Origin of the sequence: Rhodococcus sp. IEGM 1305, assembly GCF_030058635.1 — a bacterium.
In the GTDB taxonomy this organism is placed as follows: Bacteria; Actinomycetota; Actinomycetes; order Mycobacteriales; family Mycobacteriaceae; genus Rhodococcus_F; species Rhodococcus_F opacus_D.
Genome location: NZ_JASHKX010000004.1, coordinates 290,806 through 307,454, shown reverse-complemented (window position 1 = coordinate 307,454; position 16,649 = coordinate 290,806). Strand labels below are relative to the sequence as shown.

13 protein-coding genes and 1 pseudogene are annotated in these 16,649 nt (G+C 68.5%); 9 read left to right on the top strand and 5 right to left on the bottom strand.

Going from position 1 to position 16,649, the window contains the following annotated elements:
* Positions 1 to 804, bottom strand: a pseudogene (locus QM693_RS11165) (DUF6049 family protein); the annotation flags it as partial.
* A gap of 2 nt (positions 805 to 806) precedes the next feature.
* The gene (locus tag QM693_RS11160) at positions 807 to 1,382 is read right to left on the bottom strand and encodes an NUDIX hydrolase (RefSeq protein ID WP_005572816.1); all 576 of its coding nucleotides are present in this window, start codon (positions 1,380 to 1,382) and stop codon (positions 807 to 809) included.
* 149 nt (positions 1,383 to 1,531) lie between these two features.
* Between QM693_RS11160 and QM693_RS11155 the strand changes: the two genes are divergently transcribed.
* The 6 genes from QM693_RS11155 to QM693_RS11130 all read left to right on the top strand — a co-directional run bounded on the left by QM693_RS11155 (position 1,532) and on the right by QM693_RS11130 (position 10,539).
* Positions 1,532 to 2,983 (top strand): CCA tRNA nucleotidyltransferase, encoded by a 1,452-nt coding sequence (locus tag QM693_RS11155; protein WP_011596241.1) that lies wholly within the window; start codon positions 1,532 to 1,534, stop codon positions 2,981 to 2,983.
* A gap of 243 nt (positions 2,984 to 3,226) precedes the next feature.
* Positions 3,227 to 7,363, top strand: a complete 4,137-nt coding sequence (locus QM693_RS11150; protein ID WP_283352356.1) for a bifunctional nitrate reductase/sulfite reductase flavoprotein subunit alpha — start codon at positions 3,227 to 3,229, stop codon at positions 7,361 to 7,363.
* Between the two features lie 86 nt (positions 7,364 to 7,449).
* The gene (locus QM693_RS11145) at positions 7,450 to 7,854 is read left to right on the top strand and encodes a TOBE domain-containing protein (RefSeq protein ID WP_280783047.1); all 405 of its coding nucleotides are present in this window, start codon (positions 7,450 to 7,452) and stop codon (positions 7,852 to 7,854) included.
* Positions 7,851 to 8,660 (top strand): molybdate ABC transporter substrate-binding protein, encoded by an 810-nt coding sequence (gene modA, locus QM693_RS11140; RefSeq protein ID WP_283352355.1) that lies wholly within the window; start codon positions 7,851 to 7,853, stop codon positions 8,658 to 8,660. The genes QM693_RS11145 and modA overlap by 4 nt, the downstream gene beginning before the upstream one ends.
* Positions 8,657 to 9,463 carry an ABC transporter permease gene (locus tag QM693_RS11135; protein ID WP_283334679.1) on the top strand — a complete coding sequence of 269 codons (807 nt, stop codon included), beginning with the start codon at positions 8,657 to 8,659 and terminating at the stop codon, positions 9,461 to 9,463. Before modA ends, QM693_RS11135 begins: the two co-directional genes overlap by 4 nt.
* Positions 9,460 to 10,539 (top strand): sulfate/molybdate ABC transporter ATP-binding protein, encoded by a 1,080-nt coding sequence (locus QM693_RS11130; RefSeq protein WP_283352354.1) that lies wholly within the window; start codon positions 9,460 to 9,462, stop codon positions 10,537 to 10,539. Before QM693_RS11135 ends, QM693_RS11130 begins: the two co-directional genes overlap by 4 nt.
* A gap of 21 nt (positions 10,540 to 10,560) precedes the next feature.
* Here the strand turns inward: QM693_RS11130 and QM693_RS11125 are convergent, their stop codons facing one another.
* A complete protein-coding gene (locus QM693_RS11125; RefSeq protein WP_283352366.1) occupies positions 10,561 to 12,123 on the bottom strand; it encodes a glycoside hydrolase family 183 protein in 1,563 nt (520 codons plus the stop codon).
* A 276-nt stretch (positions 12,124 to 12,399) separates the two neighbouring features.
* On the opposite strand from QM693_RS11125, the gene QM693_RS11120 reads away from it, so the two are divergent.
* Entirely contained in the window at positions 12,400 to 12,810 is a 411-nt protein-coding gene (locus QM693_RS11120; protein ID WP_009476716.1) for a PaaI family thioesterase, read from the top strand.
* Positions 12,811 to 12,818: 8 nt separating this feature from the next.
* Here QM693_RS11120 and QM693_RS11115 read toward each other — a convergent pair whose 3' ends face one another.
* Together QM693_RS11115 and QM693_RS11110 are read right to left on the bottom strand one after the other, a co-directional pair.
* Positions 12,819 to 14,117, bottom strand: a complete 1,299-nt coding sequence (locus QM693_RS11115) for an MFS transporter (RefSeq protein WP_280783044.1) — start codon at positions 14,115 to 14,117, stop codon at positions 12,819 to 12,821.
* A gap of 10 nt (positions 14,118 to 14,127) precedes the next feature.
* Entirely contained in the window at positions 14,128 to 15,069 is a 942-nt protein-coding gene (locus QM693_RS11110; RefSeq protein WP_283352353.1) for an NAD-dependent epimerase/dehydratase family protein, read from the bottom strand.
* 145 nt (positions 15,070 to 15,214) lie between these two features.
* Between QM693_RS11110 and QM693_RS11105 the strand changes: the two genes are divergently transcribed.
* Positions 15,215 to 15,910: a TetR/AcrR family transcriptional regulator gene (locus QM693_RS11105; RefSeq protein ID WP_283352352.1), complete on the top strand. Its 696-nt coding sequence runs from the start codon at positions 15,215 to 15,217 to the stop codon at positions 15,908 to 15,910.
* 67 nt (positions 15,911 to 15,977) lie between these two features.
* Entirely contained in the window at positions 15,978 to 16,583 is a 606-nt protein-coding gene (locus tag QM693_RS11100; RefSeq protein WP_009476712.1) for a YqgE/AlgH family protein, read from the top strand.
* Positions 16,584 to 16,649: the final 66 nt, after the last annotated feature.

The window sequence follows — 16,649 nt, the reverse complement described above, 5'->3', positions numbered from 1 at the left end:
CATACTGTCCCGGAGCGTGTGGTCGCGGTCGACGCTCTCCCGGGTGGCGAACTCCACCGCGCCCAGCAGTTCGTCGAGGCGGCCGCCGTCCGCGAGCGACGTCGCGAGGTCGTCGTCGACGAGACGGACCGGTTCGGTGACGGAGCCGGGCACCCCCGCCGCGAGCCGGGGCCGGTCCGCGAGCGGCCACAGCATGGTGACCGCGACGGGACTGGAGATGTCCGGGGGCACGGCCGGCGTGCCGGGGACCCCGAACACGGGAAGCAGGAAACGGGCGTCGTCGAGACGCGCCGCCCCGCCGTACTCGGGGGTGCCGTTCACGTTCACCATCAGCGGATACACGCCGGGTTCGGTGATGTCGAGGGAGATGTCGGTGTCGGACCGCAGCGGCAGCGACAGCGTGAACTGCTTGCTCTGCCCCTCGTCGAGGCGGCCCGCGACCGTGTCGAACATGCCGACCGTGTCGTACCGCGACTGATCGAGGGTCAGAGACGTACGGAGGCCCTCGCTGCTCGCGACGGCGGGGGCGCGCTGCAACCGCACGCTGACGTCGCGGACCGTGCGGTCGCCGACGTTCTTCACCGAGCCCGTGACGGTGACGAACGGGTCGCTGGTGGTGGTGACCGTGGACGGCGTGACGTTGTCGATGTGCAGTTCGAGGAACTCGGGGTCCTCGTCGACCGTCTGGGTCCCGGCGCTCTCGGGCGGCACCGGGTCCTGGGCCGCCGCCACCACGGTGCTGGTGGGAGCCAGAACGACCGCGAGTGCGGTCAACGTCACGGCACCGACCCGACGCAAAGCCATCCTCATCCGGCGTCTGGCCCCTTCTGGAGCTTCAGGTCGGGGGCGGTCGGGGTGGTAGTCATCTTGGAGATCAAGTCACCGGCGATTTCTGCGAGTTTCCGTTCGTCTGCGTAGGCCAGGCGTGATCCCAGCTCGGCGAGCGGCACCCACGCTACCTCGGTGACTTCCACGTCTTCGTCCGACAGTTCCCCACCGAGGCATCTCAGCAGATAGTGGTGGACGGTCTTGTGGACCCGTCGGCCCTCGGTGACGAACCAGTAGTCGATGCTGCCGAGCGACGCGAGGACGGTGCCCTGGATGCCGGTCTCTTCCTCGACCTCACGCATCGCGGTCTGTTCGGCGGTCTCGCCCTGCTCGATGTGTCCCTTGGGCAGCGACCACAGCAGCCGCCCGCGTCGGTCGGTGCGTCCGATCAGCGCGGCGCACAGATTCTCCCGCGGTCCGCCGAGACCGTTGACGACGAGCCCGCCCGCCGAGGTTTCGCGAACCGTCCTCATGTGGGGTTTCGCGGGTTTGCCGACGGCGCCGCGCCGCCGCGAGTTGCGGCGACTCCTGTTCGCACGTTCGGCAGCAGACACCCCATCGATAGTAGTTGGCTTTGCCGTCTCCACCGGAACGCCGCACCCGAACCGAGACGCTTCGTGACACACCTGTGGTGAACCGAACGGCGAGGTGACAGCGTGTATGCGTATCTCGCTATTTGCGCACCTCGGTAAGCTTCCTGGACGTGACTGCCCCTTCTCTCGACGACGAGCGCCGTACGCGACTGCTTGCCGGCGCCGCGGTGACGCTGCGCGAGCTGTCCGAAGTCCTGACGCCGCTCGGTGAGAGGTTCGCTGCCGCCGGTCACGAGTTGTACCTGGTGGGGGGCAGTGTCCGGGACGCGATCCTGGGCCGCCTCGGCACCGACCTCGACTTCACCACCGACGCTCACCCGGAGCGGGTGCAGAAGCTGCTGTCCGGCTGGGCCGACAACCAGTGGGACACGGGCATCGAGTTCGGGACGATCAGCGCCGCCAAGGCGGGCCAGCAGATCGAGATCACGACGTATCGCGCCGACGCCTACGACCGGGTGTCGCGCAATCCGGTCGTCCAGTTCGGGACGAAGCTCGAGGACGATCTGGTTCGGCGCGATTTCACGGTCAACGCGATGGCCGTGCGGATCGGTGCGGACGGATCGCAGGACTTCGTCGACCCCCTGGGCGGCATGAACGCCCTGCTGGCCGGAGTGCTGGACACGCCGTCGGCGCCGGAGAACTCCTTCAACGACGACCCGCTGCGCATGTTGCGGGCCGCCCGGTTCGTGTCTCAGCTGGGGTTCACGCTGCACGAGCGCGTGCATCAGGCCATCGTCGACATGGCGCCGCAGATCGAGCGGATCACGGCCGAACGCGTGCGGGCCGAACTCGACAAGCTGATTCTCGGCGAATTCCCGATCGACGGCATGAACGTGATGTGCGAGACAGGTCTCGCCGATTTCGTGCTGCCCGAGGTGCCGCAGATGAAGCTCGAGATCGACGAGCACCACCAGCACAAGGACGTGTACTGGCACTCGCTGACCGTGCTGAAGCAGGCCGTCGACCTCGAGGACGGCGACCCCGACCTGGTGTTGCGGTGGGCGGCGCTGCTGCACGACATCGGTAAACCGGACACGAAGCGCAACGAGCCGGGCGGTGGTGTGAGCTTCCACCACCACGAGGTGGTCGGCGCGAAGATGGTCCGCAAGCGGATGCGGGCGCTGAAGTATTCGAAGCAGATGGTCGACGACGTGTCGCAGCTGGTGTTCCTCCACCTGCGGTTCCACGGTTATGGCAAGGGTCAGTGGACCGATTCCGCCGTGCGCCGGTATGTGACCGATGCCGGCCCGCTGTTGCCGCGGCTGCACAAGCTGGTCCGCGCCGATTGCACCACCCGCAACAAGCGGCGGGCGGCCGCCCTGCAGGCGACATACGACGACATCGAGGAGCGGATCGCCCGGCTCGCCGAGCAGGAAGACCTCGCGCGGGTGCGCCCCGACCTCGACGGCAACGCGATCATGGAGTTGCTCGGCATTCCGGCGGGCCCCGACGTCGGGAAGGCGTGGAAGTACCTCAAGGAGCTCCGGCTCGATCGCGGCCCCCTCAGTCGCGACGAGGCCGAGGCCGAACTGCTGTCGTGGTGGGCCACGCAGCAGGGCTGACCGAGCGTCGATCCGCTCGGTTCTCCTTACTCCGCTTTCGGGCGGCCACTCACCTGAAGTGACGACGGTCACATGACCTGGTCGATTCTGCCTCGACATCACCACCGTGCTCGGGCCCGGGTGCGAGAGACGTCACCGAACGCTCACGGGGGTTAATCCCGACGAAACACGGTTCACGGCAGCATTGATACAGGTCGTGAGCCGGGTGGACAGGCTGCGACCGTGCAGGTGAGGAGCTAGTCGATGCAGCAGCAGAAAGCCGGGACTTCCACAGTGAAGACCGCCTGCTCGTACTGCGGTGTCGGCTGCGGCATGGTGCTCGAGGTCGGGATCGATCCCGAGACCAGTGCGCGCCGCGTGCTCAAGGCGTCCGGCGACAAGGACCATCCCACCAACTTCGGGCGGCTGTGCACCAAGGGTGCGACGAGCGCCGAGATGCTGGTGGCCGGTGGCCGGATGGAGACCGGGTACGTCCGCGACGAGCGCGGGGAGGCACCCACCTCGATCGACGTCGGCGCCGCGATCAGCGAGACCGCGCGCCGGTTGAAGGAACAACTCGACGAACACGGACCGGACGCCCTGTCCTTCTACGTCTCCGGTCAGATGTCCATCGAGGCGCAGTACCTGATCACCAAGCTCGCGAAAGGCTTCGTCGGCACCAACCAGATCGAGTCCAACTCGCGGCTGTGCATGGCCAGTGCGGGCACCGGTTACAAGCAGTCGCTGGGTGCGGACGGCCCGCCCGGGTCGTACCAGGACTTCGACAAGGCCGACGTGTTCTTCGTGATCGGCGCCAACATGGCGGATTGTCACCCCATCCTGTTCCTGCGGATGATGGACCGCGTCAAGGCCGGCGCCAAGCTGATCGTGGTCGACCCGCGCCGCAACGCGACGGCCGACAAGTCGAACCTGTTCATGCAGATCGCGCCGGGCACCGACCTCGCACTGCTCAACGGCCTGCTGCACCTGCTCGTGACGAACGGGCACACCGATCCCGAGTTCATCGCCGAGTTCACCGAGGGCTGGGAGGTGATGTCGGAGTTCCTCGAGGAGTACACCCCCGAGAAGGTCGCGGAGATCACCGGCATCCCCGAATCCGACATCCGTCAGGCCGCCCAGTGGATCGGTGAGGCCGAGAACTGGATGAGCTGCTGGACGATGGGGCTCAACCAGAGCACCCACGGCACGTGGAACACCAACGCGATCTGCAACCTGCACCTGGCCACCGGTGCGATCTGCCGTCCGGGCAGCGGCCCGTTCTCCCTTACCGGTCAGCCCAACGCGATGGGTGGCCGCGAGATGGGGTACATGGGTCCCGGCCTGCCGGGGCAGCGGTCGGTGCTCGCCGCCGACGACCGGGCGTTCATCGAGGATCTGTGGGAGCTGCCGGAGGGCAGTATCCGCACGGAGGTCGGCACCGGAACCGTCGACATGTTCGAGCGGATGGTGGCGGGTGACATCAAGGCCTGCTGGATCATCTGCACCAATCCCGTTGCCACCGTGGCGAACCGGCGGACGGTGATCGAGGGTCTCGAGGCCGCCGAGCTCGTGATCACGCAGGACGTCTTCCTCGACACCGAGACCAACGGTTACGCCGACATCCTGCTGCCCGGTGCGCTGTGGGCGGAGTCGGATTCGGTGATGATCAACTCCGAGCGCAACCTCACCCTGTTGCAGCAGGCCGTCGACCCGGTGGGTCAGGCACTGCCCGACTGGCAGATCATCGCCCGCGTCGCCTGCGAGATGGGATACGCGGACGCGTTCACCTACGACTCCTCGGAGGACGTGTTCGAGGAGATCAAGCGCACCTGGAATCCCAAGACCGGCTACGACCTTCGCGGCATCACCTACGACCGCCTGCGGGAGACACCGGTGCAGTGGCCGAGCCCGCCCGGCAACCGCACCGATCGCAACCCCCTCCGCTACGTCAACGACGGCGTGAGCCAGAACCTGCTGTCGGCTCCCGACGGTTCACTCCCCCGCCTGGCGTTCGCCACCGCGAGCGGCAAGGCCGCGTTCTTCCCACGCCCGCACATGCTGCCCGCCGAGATGCCCGACGACGACTACCCCTTCGTCCTCAACACCGGTCGCCTGCAGCACCAGTGGCACACGATGACGAAGACGGGCAAGGTGGCCAAGCTCAACAAGCTGAACTCCGGCCCGTTCGTCGAGATCAATCCCGCTGATGCGCAGAAGCTTTCGATCGCCGACGGCGACAAGGTGGAGGTGGCGTCCCGGCGCGGTCGCGCGGTCCTTCCCGCCGTCGTCAGCGACCGCGTCCTCGCCGGCGGGTGTTTCGCCCCGTTCCACTGGAACGATTCCTTCGGCGAGTACCTCAGCATCAACGCCGTCACCAACGACGCCGTCGATCCCACGTCCTTCCAGCCGGAGTTCAAGGCGTGCGCCGTCTCCCTGACCCGGGTGGCCCCGGTGTCGACGCCGGAGGCCCCGGAATCCGGCGGGGCGCTCACGCTCGCGCAGGGTTCGCCCGCCGCGGAGATGAGTCGCATCCTGGGCCTGGACGACTCCGCCTCCCCCACCTTCGACGAACACGAACGCATGTACCTCGCCGGGCTGCTGTCGGGGCTGCAGTCCACCGAGATCCAGGGCGTTCCGGTCCTTCCGCGAAGCGCACCGATCTCCGGGTCCAAGCGAGTGTGGCTGGACGGTCTGATGGCGGGGCTGTTCTCCCGTTCCGACGTTCCGCAGAGCGTCGTGGTGCCGGACGCGAACACTGAATCGGTACAGCACCCCGTGGTGGTGGTGTGGGCGTCGCAGACCGGCAACGCCGAGGAGTTCGCCGCCGAATGTGCCGAACAACTCGAAGCGGCCGGGCACGGCACCCGCCTGATGAGCATGGACGACTACGACGTCGCGGGCCTCGCCGACGTCCGCGACCTCCTGATCATCACCAGCACGTTCGGGGACGGCGACGCCCCCGACAACGGCAGCAACTTCTGGTCCGCGCTCAGCAGCGACGAGGCCCCGAAGCTGTCGCAGACCCGGTACGCTGTGCTGGCTTTCGGCGATTCCAACTACGACGACTTCTGCGGGCACGGCAAGCGGATCGACGCCCGGCTGGAGCAGCTGGAGGCGAAGCGTCTCACCGAGCGGGTCGACTGCGAACCCGACTACGAGGAGCAGGCACGTCAGTGGCTGACCCAGGTCCAGAAGCTGGTCCGGGAGCGTGCGGCGGCCGACGGTGCGACCGTGGTGGCGTCCGCACCCGCGCCTGCCCGGCCCGCGGCGAAGAAGGCGGCGACGTTCACGCGGAAGACGCCGTTGATCACGCGGCTGACGAAGAACATTCCGCTCAGCGCGACCGGATCGTCGAAGGACGTGCGGCAGTTCGGTTTCGAAGTGAGCGATCCGGAGTTCACCTACGAGGCGGGCGACGCTCTCGGTGTCTGGCCGACCAACAGCGACGCCGTCGTCGACGAGTGGCTGAAGGTCACCCGGTCGATCCCGGACACGCCCGTGACGTTGCCGGACCTGCCGGAGATGACGCTGCGCGAGGCGCTGCGCACGAAGCTCGAGATCACGAAGGTGACCCCCGAGCTGCTGCGGTTCGTGCAGAGCCGCACCCAGGACACCGAGCTGGCGCGGCTGCTGCGCCCGCAGAACAAGATCGCGCTCCAGCAGTGGCTGTGGGGGCGGCAGTCGATGGACGTGCTGGCGGAGTACGGGGTCGACGCCGACGCCGACGAGTGGCTGAGCGTTCTCAAGCGCCTGCAGCCGCGGTTGTACTCGATCTCGTCGAGCCCCAAGGTCGATCCGGGTGAGGTGCAGCTGACCGTCTCCGCGGTGCGCTACAACCACGAGGGCAAGAACCGCTCCGGGGTCTGCTCGACGTTCCTCGCCGATCACTGCGACGAGGCCGACGTGCCGATCTTCGTGCAGAAGTCGGCGCACTTTCGTCCCCCGCAGGCGGCCGATGCACCGATGATCATGGTCGGTCCCGGCACCGGCATCGCTCCGTTCCGCGGATTCCTGCACGAACGCCGGGAATTGGGTCACACGGGCAAGAACTGGATGTTCTTCGGTGAGCAGCACGAGGCTACCGACTTCTACTACCGCGAGGAGATGGAAGCTATGCACCGCGACGGATTTCTCACCCACCTCGATGCGGCGTTCTCCCGGGACCAGCGGCAGAAGATCTATGTGCAGGACCGCATTCGCGAGCACGGCGCCAAGCTGTGGGGCTGGATGCAGGAGGGTGCGTCCCTGTACGTCTGCGGCGACGCCAGCCGCATGGCGAAGGACGTCGACGAGACGGTCCGTGAGGTCGTCCGCACGCATGGGCGCCTGGACGAAGAGGACACCGAGCTGTACATGAAGCAGCTCGCGACCGATAAGCGCTACGTGCGCGACGTGTACTGATCCGCATCTGCGGAGAGGCGCACTTGATCAGTCCGTATTTGCCGACATAGGATGTCGGTCATGACGCATGCGCGGACAATTCTCGGATGACGGGTATCCGGATACGACAGGCAGCAGAACTGCTCGGCGTCAGCGACGACACGGTCCGGCGGTGGATCGACAACGGCAGTCTCGCGGCGGAGAAGGACGAGTCGGGCCGCAAGGTCGTCGACGGCCCCGCGCTCGCCGAGTTCGCGCGCGCCAACGCCTCGAAGTCGCCCGATCTGCTCGGATCGGACTCCTCGGCGCGTAACCGATTCACCGGCATCGTGACCGCGGTGGTGATGGACAAGGTGATGGCCCAGGTCGAGATGCAGTGCGGGCCTTTCCGCGTCGTCTCCCTGATGAGCAGCGAAGCCGTCCGCGACCTCGGGCTCGAGCCCGGCAAGGTCGCGGTAGCCGTCGTCAAGTCGACCACGGTGATCGTCGAAACACCGGGAGGAGTTTCATGAGGATGTCCTGGCGGCGGGCCACGACGGGGGCTGCTGCGGCCGCACTCGGTCTCGGTCTTCTCACCGGTTGCGGTTCGAACGACGACAGCGGAGCCTCGGGTTCGGCCGAGTCGGCGTCCGCGTCCGCGCCGGGTGGCGGCATCACGGTGTTCGCCGCCGCATCGCTGAAGGGCACGTTCACGGAACTCGGCCAGATGTACGAGACCGCGAACCCCGGATCCCACGTGGAGTTCAGCTTCGCCGGATCCTCCGACCTCGCCGCTCAACTCGACCAGGGCGCCGCGGCCGACGTATTCGCGTCCGCCGACACCACCAACATGACGAAGGTGGTCGACGCCGGACTCGTCGAGGGCAGTCCCGTCGACTTCGCCGCCAACACGCTGACCATCGTGACGGCACCCGGAAACCCCAAGGGCATCACGTCCTTCACGGATCTGAACCGTGAGGGGACGCTGGTGGTCACGTGTGCCCCGCAGGTTCCGTGCGGTTCCGCTACGCAGAAGGTCGAGACCGCGTCGGGTGTCGACCTCACCCCGGTCAGCGAGGAGTCGTCGGTCACCGACGTGCTGAACAAGGTGACGGCCGGCCAGGCCGACGCCGGACTGGTGTACGTCACGGACGCGGCGAGCGCGGGTGAGAAGGTGACGGCCGTGGCGTTCCCCGAGGCCGCGCAGGCTGTGAACACCTATCCCATTGCGACGCTGTCCGCTTCGAAAACACCGGACGCGGCGCAGGGCTTCGTCGACCTCGTCACGGGACCCGACGGCCAGGCAGTGCTGGCGAAGGCAGGGTTCGCCCAGCCGTGATCCGGCCGACGCGCGTCAGAGTCCCGTCCGGGCTTCCGGGCTGGATCTTCGTTCCGGCGGCACTGGGCGGACTGTTCGTCGTCCTGCCACTGTTCGCGATGCTCGCGAGCGTCGACTGGTCGCGGTTCTTCCAGCTGGTCACGTCCGAATCCTCGCTCGCAGCGCTGGAACTGAGCCTGCGGACCGCAGCCCTGAGCACCGTGCTGTGCGTCCTGCTGGGTGTCCCGATGGCGGCCGTGCTGTCGCGCAGCAGTTTTCGCGGACTGCACGTGCTGCGGTCGCTGGTGCTCCTGCCGCTGGTGCTTCCACCGGTGGTCGGGGGTATCGCCCTGCTGTACACGTTCGGCCGGAAGGGCCTCATCGGGCAGCACCTCGAGGTCGCGGGCATCCACATCGCGTTCACCACCACGGCCGTGGTGCTCGCGCAGACGTTCGTCGCGCTGCCGTTCCTGGTGGTGAGCCTCGAGGGTTCGCTCCGCACCGCAGGCAGCCGGTACGAGCACGCCGCCGCGACGCTCGGTGCGAGCCCCACCACCGTCTTCCGGCGGGTGACGCTGCCGCTGGTGCTGCCCGGGCTGGTGTCCGGGGCCGTGTTGTCGTTCGCGCGGGCGCTCGGCGAGTTCGGGGCGACACTGACGTTCGCGGGCAGTCTGCAGGGCGTCACGAGAACCCTGCCGCTCGAGATCTACCTGCAGCGTGAGACCGATGCCGATGCGGCCGTGGCGTTGTCGCTGGTGCTCGTCGTGGTCGCGGTACTCATCGTGGTGGGTTCGCGGGGCTGGGCGTCGAGGGCTGCAGTATGACCGGCCTGAGCGTCGAGGCGCGGGTGGATGCGCGTGGCGTCGACGTGGGGTTCGACCTCGGCGAGGGCGAGGTGCTGGCGGTGCTCGGCCCGAACGGTGCCGGCAAGTCGACGGCACTCTCGGTGGTCGCCGGCCTGGTTCGCCCAGACTTCGGACGCGTCGAACTGAACGGTCGCGTGCTCACCGACACCACCCGGGGCGTCGCCGTGCCCCCACACCGGCGCGGCATCGCGCTGCTCGCACAGCAGGCGCTGTTGTTCCCGCATCTGACGGTGGCCGCCAACGTGGCATTCGCCCCGCGCAGTGCCGGCCGGGGACGTCGGGAGGCGCGGGCGATCGCCGAGAAATGGCTGGACGCAGTGGATGCGACCCAGTTCGCCGACCGTCGTCCGCACGAGCTGTCCGGGGGGCAGGCTCAGCGGGTCGCGGTGGCGCGGGCCCTCGCGGCCGAACCCCAGGCCCTCCTGCTCGACGAACCCACGTCAGCCCTCGACGTGGCCGCGGCGCCCGCCCTGCGCGTCCTGCTCCGACGGGTGCTGCGGGAGGGCGACCGGACCGCGGTCGTGGTCACCCACGACATCCTCGACGCGCTGGCGCTGGCCGACCGGGTGATCGTCGTCGAGGGCGGTCAGGTGGTCGAATTCGGTTCGGTGCGAGACGTGCTGACCCGCCCCCGCAGTGCGTTCGCCGCGCGGATCGCCGGGCTCAACCTCGTTCCCGTGTTCGGGGCGCAGGACGGCTTCGAGACCGAGACCGGTGTTCGGCTGCACGGTCTGCCCGACGCCGATTTCGTGCCGGGTGCGCCGGCGGTCGCGGTGTTCGCTCCCCACTCGGTGGCCGTCCACCGGCGCTCTCCGGAAGGCAGTCCGCGCAACGTCTTCCGGGTGTCCATCTCGGAGATCGAGGTGCGTGGGCCGACGGTCCGGGTGCGCGCCGCCGAAGCCGGAGGCAGGTTCGAACTCAGCGCCGATGTGACGGCGGCGTCCGTCGCGGAACTCGATCTGGTGCCGGGGCTGGACGTGTTCTTCGTCGTCAAGGCCACCGAGGTCGCCCTCCATGCCGTGCGTACTTGTTAACCACGGGCGGTTGATAAGTACTCACGGGTGCAGGGACGCGTGCATCAGGTAGACGTTGTAGCTGTCCCACTCCGAGATCGTGAAATACAGATCCTTGTCCGTCGACCACGGATGCATGAAGCCGCCGTACGCCATCGGGTAGTCGGCCGTGTCGACGAGCGTCGCGCCGTCCGACCACACACCCTGCGGGCTCGACGACCGCCGCAGGATGATCGAGCCACCGACGGGCTCGAGGTAGCTCATCAGCCAGGTGCCCGCGGTCGCGTCGTAGCGGACGGACAGTTCGCTGGCCACCCCACCGACGATGGGGGTCGCGAGGTGCTGGGACACGGGGGTCCAAATGCCGTCCGACCAGTACTGGTACGACGTGGTGTTGAGGACCTGTTCGACCGGCACCCGGGCCAGGCCGATGGTGCCGATCCGCCCGTTGGGGGTGCCGAACATGTACACGTAGTCGCCCTGCGGCACCATCGCGGACACCTGGAAGCGGGCGCCGAAGATGTTGTCCCACTTGGCGTGCAGGTCCTTGGTCCAGGTCTGCCCGTTGTCGTCGGAGTACGCGATGCCGCCGTAGTTCGTGTACCACATGCCGGGGACCATGCTCCAGCGCTTCACCGACATGTAGCTCAGGTACTGACGGTCACCGATCGCGAACCCCGACGTGGGGATGGTGGTGGTCTCGAAGTTGTTGATGTGCCTGCTGTCGATGATCTCGGCGGCATGGCACCGGCTGTCCTGGACCATGCTGTCGATGGTCATGCCGTCGGACAGGTCGGTGTCGTTGCTGTGGCCGAGAACGTTGCTCCGCCAGTCCTCGCCGAACGCGCCGGGCGGAGCCCAGTCCTTGCCGAACGTGTCGCCGAATGCGACCGCGACCTCACCGGGTTTCGTCTCCCAGGTGATGCCGAGGTCGGTGCCGTCGACCTGCCAGCGCTTGTCCGTGCGGTTCTCCGAACCGCGGCCCGTCAGCTGCGACACCAACCGGACGTCGCCGACCTCCGGCTTCGCCACGGGTGCGGTGAGGGAACCACGTTCGGCGGGGTTGATCTCGACGGGAGGCGCCGGCTGCGGGTCGGGTCCGGGGCCGCCGGGAACCGGGATGGGAATGGTCTCGGGACGCGGATCGATCGAGATCTTCGGGATGGTCAGCGCACTCGAGCCCGACGACCCCGCAGAACCCGACGACCCCGCAGAACCCGACGACCCCGCGGAACCGGAAGAGCCTGCAGAACCCGAGGACCCGGGCTCGGTCTCCGGTTCGTCGACCGGATCGGTGAGGTCGGGGCACGGGTCCGCACACGGGTCGGCGGGAAGGTCCTGGGCGACACGCGTCTGGTCGGCGGTCGGTCCGGGGACCGGCACCGGCACGAAGTCGGGGTACGGAATCGGGATGCTCACGGTCGGGGGAAGGGGCGGCAGCAGTGGGCCGCCGCCCGGACTCGGAGGCTCCTTTGCCGGGTTGAACCCGGTCTCGCCGCAGGCATTCACCGGCAGCCACGGAGTGGTCTCGGCCGCGGCGGGGGCGGCGGTGAAGCCGATCGTCGCGGCCACGACGGCCGCGACGCACAGCGGCACTCCGGCCACAGACCATGACTTCTCGACCACGGGACCCCTCCAGATCGGTGGTCGGAGTAACGGTGGACCGACCTGCACGTTCGGGTTGAAGATAACACCCGGCGACGGCATCCTCGGCGCACGAGCCCGGCCCGTCCGGTCACAGTGCGGTCTCACTGTCGCACAGGTGAATTTCATCGGGCGTAGGTGGAACCGGTACTACCGGACCATTGACGTCGGTGCCGAAGCCGGGCACAGTGGGTTGGGATTTCAAACTAACCGAGTGTTCGACGAGGAGAACGCATCATGACCGATCTGACCCGGGAGGCGGCGAGCGCCTTCGTCGCCGCTGCCGGCCTGGAACTCGACGAGGTGTCGGGGACCAAGGTCGTCGGCCACATCGACCTGTCCGCCGACCACCACACACCGTGGGGAGTCGTGCACGGCGGCGTCTACACGACGGCGGTCGAATCGGCCGCGAGCATCGGTGCGAGCACTGCCGTCGCCGACCGTGGTGAGTTCGCGGTGGGTGTGCACAACGGAACCGACTTCCTGCGGGCCCGCACCGAGGGACGGGTCGACGTGGTCGCGGTGCCCATCCAGCAGGGTCGGGTGCAGCAGTTGTGGTCGGTGGTGATCACCGCGACCGACACCGGCAAGGAGGTGGCCCGCGGTCAGGTGCGGCTGCAGAACGTGCCGATGCCGGGGTCGAAATAGCTCGGTTGTCAGGCGGGTTCGCGTCGGGAGTTGAACAGGACGCCGAGCAGTCCGAGTCCGTAGACCGCACCACCCGCCAGCACCAGCCCGAGTGACCGGCCGTCGGGGGCGATCACGAGGGAGGCTACGGCGATCGACGCGATGAAGGCCACGTTGAACACCGTGTCCTGCAGGGCGAACACCTGTCCGCGGCGGTCGTCCTCGATCTCGATCTGCATTGCCGCGTCACCGGTGAGTTTGATGGACTGCCCGGCGAATCCGAGTAGGAGCGCACCGCACAGCAGCGACGCCTGCGTGAGCGTCGCGACGAGCGTGCACTGCACGACGAGGGCGAGGATCAGGCCGCCGACGATGGTGCGGGACCGTCCGACTCGCGGAATCAGGAACGGCGTCGAGATCGCCGCCAGCAGCATGCCCGCGGCGGTGGCGCCGACCGCGACACCGAAACCGGCCAGACCTCCGGGCAGGGCGCTGACGGTGGCGGTGTCGCGGAGCACCAGAACCATGATCAGCGTGTTGACACCGAAAACGATCCGGTGCGTGCCTATTCCGATCATCGCCGTCGTGACGCCCGGTGACTGCCACACGGCGACCGCCCCGTTGCGCAGTCCGGCCGCGACGGCGCGGACCGCCCCGTATTCGGGTTTCTCGTCGGCGTGCGGGCCGAGCAGCCGATGGTGGAAGCGCGACGCCGCGAACGCGGCCACCGCGGAACCGCAGGCGGCTGCCGCGACGGCGATTCCCGAGCCGCGGTCGCCGGCGCCCACGAGGGAGATGATGGCGACGGACGTCGCGGCTCCGAGTGCGGCGACGACGGAGCCGGCGGTGGCGAGCACCGAATTGGTGGCCACGAGCCAGGACCGGTGCACCACTCGCGGCAGCGCCGCCGAGACTCCCGCGAGAACGAACCGGCTCACGCCGATGGCGGCGAGGGCGAGGAGGAGCAGCGCGGACTCACCGGTCCCGGTCTCCAGCAACACGGCGGTCAGCAGAATCAGCAGTCCGCGCAGAACATTCGCCCACAGCAGCACGGCGCGGCGGTCCCAGCGGTCGAGGAGCGCGCCCGCGTACGGTCCGATCACCGAGTACGGGAGCAGCAGTACCGCGAAACCGGCGGCGATCGTGACGGGATCCGTTGCGCGCTCCGGGTTGAACAGAATCGCGCCGCCGAGTGCCGTCTGGAACATGCCGTCGCCCAGCTGACTGGCGAATCGCACCGTCGCGAGGCGGGCCAGCCCGGGCGACCGCCGGAGGGTGTACGCCGTTCTGCGCCACGCCTCGCGCCGGTTGCCGAGCTGTTTCGCCATTCACAGGACCCTATCCGGCGGCCGCGACCGACCTGTCCTGCCACCACCGGACGGTCTCCTCGGCGGCACGGTCCAGCGGGGTCGGGGTCAGCCCGAGCCGGGCCTCGCTCTCGGACGAGTCCATCACGAACGGCTCCTCGAACTGGTACAGCATTTCGGCCAGTTCGCGGCTCCCCTGGTGCACGAGCCCGCCGCCGCGGATCACCCAGCCGGGCAGGGTGCTCACCTTCGGGGCGGGAACCCCGGCGGCCTTCGCATAGGCCTCGACCATCTGCCGCTGGGTGACGGCCGGGACCGTCGGTACGTGCAGCACCGAGTTCCACAGGGCGGGGTCGTGGGCGGCGACGATCATCGCGGCCGCGAAGTCGGGAACGTACGTGAACGAGTGGGGCAGGTCGGCGGAACCGAGGACGCGCATCGTCTTGCCCGCGAGGACGACGGGCACCATGCGCTCGCCGGCGTGCGCGTTCAGCACCTGCGGTCCGAAGAAGTCGGACGCGACGACGCTCACGGTGGGGGTCGAGGACTCGGCGCGGGCCTTCAGCAACCGGGTCCGGATGCCGCGTTTGCCGGAGTCGGCCGACCGCGGCGTGTGCTCGGTCATCGGCTGGTGCGACGTGTCGTAGGAGTAGAGGCTCTCGGGGAACACTACGACGGCGCCGACGCGGCCTGCGGCCTCGAGCACGGTCTGCTCGGCGGCGGGGAGTTCGCGCTCCCACGCGTCCGCGCTGTAGGCGGCGTGGATGCAGTGGTAGACGGCGACTGCTCCGTCGAATGCCTCACGCAGTGCGTCGGCGTCGGAGACGTCGACCTTCCGCCGCTCGATCAGGGGATGGTCCGGGCCGCTGCCCGACCGCGTGAGGACCCGCACCTGGCGCCCTTGCTCGGCGAGCTGCAGGGCGACGGTCCAGCCGACGGGTCCTGCTCCGGTGACGATCTCGATGTTCGACATGTCCGCTCCTGCTGTGTGAGTCGATTTCGACGATTCGAGAGCACTGCTCTCTGTCTGATTCGAGAATGCTCCCCCTCGACCTCATTGTCAAGAGCACTGCTCTCCTTTGTTGACACCGCTCTCTGAAATTGCCAGTCTGGACCCCATGCCAGGAACACCACGGGAGCGCGCCCGCGAACAGACGTTGCAGGACATCACGAGGATCGGACGCGAACAGCTGGCCGCGGTCGGCGCCGCGGCCCTGTCGCTGCGGGCCGTCGCGCGGGACCTCGGCGTCGTGTCCTCCGCCGTCTACCGGTACGTCAAGAGCCGCGACGAACTGCTGACGCTGCTCGTCGTCGACGGATACAACGAACTCGGCGACGCCGCGGAGGCAGCCGTCGCGTCCGCCGCCGAACCGCGGGAACAGTTCCTGGCACTCGGCCGGGCGGTGCGCGAGTGGGCGCTGCGTGAGCCCGCCCGCTACGGATTGCTGTTCGGCAGCCCGGTTCCCGGCTACCAGGCGCCCGGCGAGCAGACCACGACTCCGGGGACGCGGGTGATCTACGCACTCGTCGGAATCTTCGACACCGCGTTCCGGGCGGGCAGGCTCGAGGCGGCCGCGGCGGCGCCCATCGACGACGAGCTCGCGGCAGACCTCGACCGCATCCGCGCCGAACTCGGACTCACCACCCCCGACCCTCTGCTCGCCCGCGGCGTGCTGGTCTGGTCGGCGCTGTTCGGGGCGGTCAACTTCGAGGTGTTCGGGCAGTACGGCGCCGACACGTTCACCACACCGGGGGCACTGTTCGAGCACCACCTCGCGGTTCTGGCCGAGACGGCGGGGCTGCCCGCGGCGTAAAGCGGCGAACCGGACGCACGTCGCGTCCTCCGTCACATCGCGTCCGCCGCGGTGGGATGATGTTCAGGTGGCGCACGCAGAAGAACCCGAAGATCGAACGGCGTCGACGGAACCGGTGGTCCGGCCCGGCAGCCTGTTGGTCTCGTCCACAGATCTCGTCGAACCCGCATTCCGTCGCACCGTGATCTATGTGATCGAGCACAACGACGCCGGCAGCCTCGGCGTGGTCATCAACCGTCCCAGCGAAACCGCGGTGCACGACGTGCTGCCACAGTGGGCGCCGCTCGCCGCGCGCCCCTCCGCGCTGTACGTCGGCGGCCCCGTCAAACGGGACGCCGCACTGTGCCTGGCGACACTGCGCACCGGTGCGCAGGCCGACGGTGTCGCGGGTCTGCGCCGGGTCCACGGCCGCGTGGTGATGGTGGATCTCGACTCCGACCCCGAGGTCATCGCCCCGCTGGTGGAGGGTGTCCGGATCTTCGCCGGCTACTCCGGCTGGACGTACGGCCAGCTCGACTCCGAACTCCAGCGCGACGACTGGATCGTGATCTCGGCGCTCGCGTCGGACGTGGTCGCTCCCGCCCGGGTCGACGTGTGGGCGCAGGTGCTGCGCCGGCAGCCGCTCCCCCTCGCCCTGCTCGCCACTCACCCGATCGACGTCGAGCGCAACTAGCCGACACACCCCGCGCACGTCCCTGGACTGTCGGGGACGGGTGGTATCAACAGAGGTGGGGAACGA

What these genes read in the sequence shown, in the direction of transcription:
- QM693_RS11120 (WP_009476716.1), top strand. Translation starts at nt 12,400, where the DNA reads ATGACCGATCTGACCCGGGAGGCGGCGAGCGCCTTCGTCGCCGCTGCC.
- QM693_RS11145 (WP_280783047.1), top strand. Translation starts at nt 7,450, where the DNA reads ATGACGGGTATCCGGATACGACAGGCAGCAGAACTGCTCGGCGTCAGC.
- QM693_RS11130 (WP_283352354.1), top strand. Translation starts at nt 9,460, where the DNA reads ATGACCGGCCTGAGCGTCGAGGCGCGGGTGGATGCGCGTGGCGTCGAC.
- QM693_RS11110 (WP_283352353.1), bottom strand. Translation starts at nt 15,069, where the DNA reads ATGTCGAACATCGAGATCGTCACCGGAGCAGGACCCGTCGGCTGGACC.
- QM693_RS11150 (WP_283352356.1), top strand. Translation starts at nt 3,227, where the DNA reads ATGCAGCAGCAGAAAGCCGGGACTTCCACAGTGAAGACCGCCTGCTCG.
- QM693_RS11105 (WP_283352352.1), top strand. Translation starts at nt 15,215, where the DNA reads ATGCCAGGAACACCACGGGAGCGCGCCCGCGAACAGACGTTGCAGGAC.
- QM693_RS11115 (WP_280783044.1), bottom strand. Translation starts at nt 14,117, where the DNA reads ATGGCGAAACAGCTCGGCAACCGGCGCGAGGCGTGGCGCAGAACGGCG.
- modA (WP_283352355.1), top strand. Translation starts at nt 7,851, where the DNA reads ATGAGGATGTCCTGGCGGCGGGCCACGACGGGGGCTGCTGCGGCCGCA.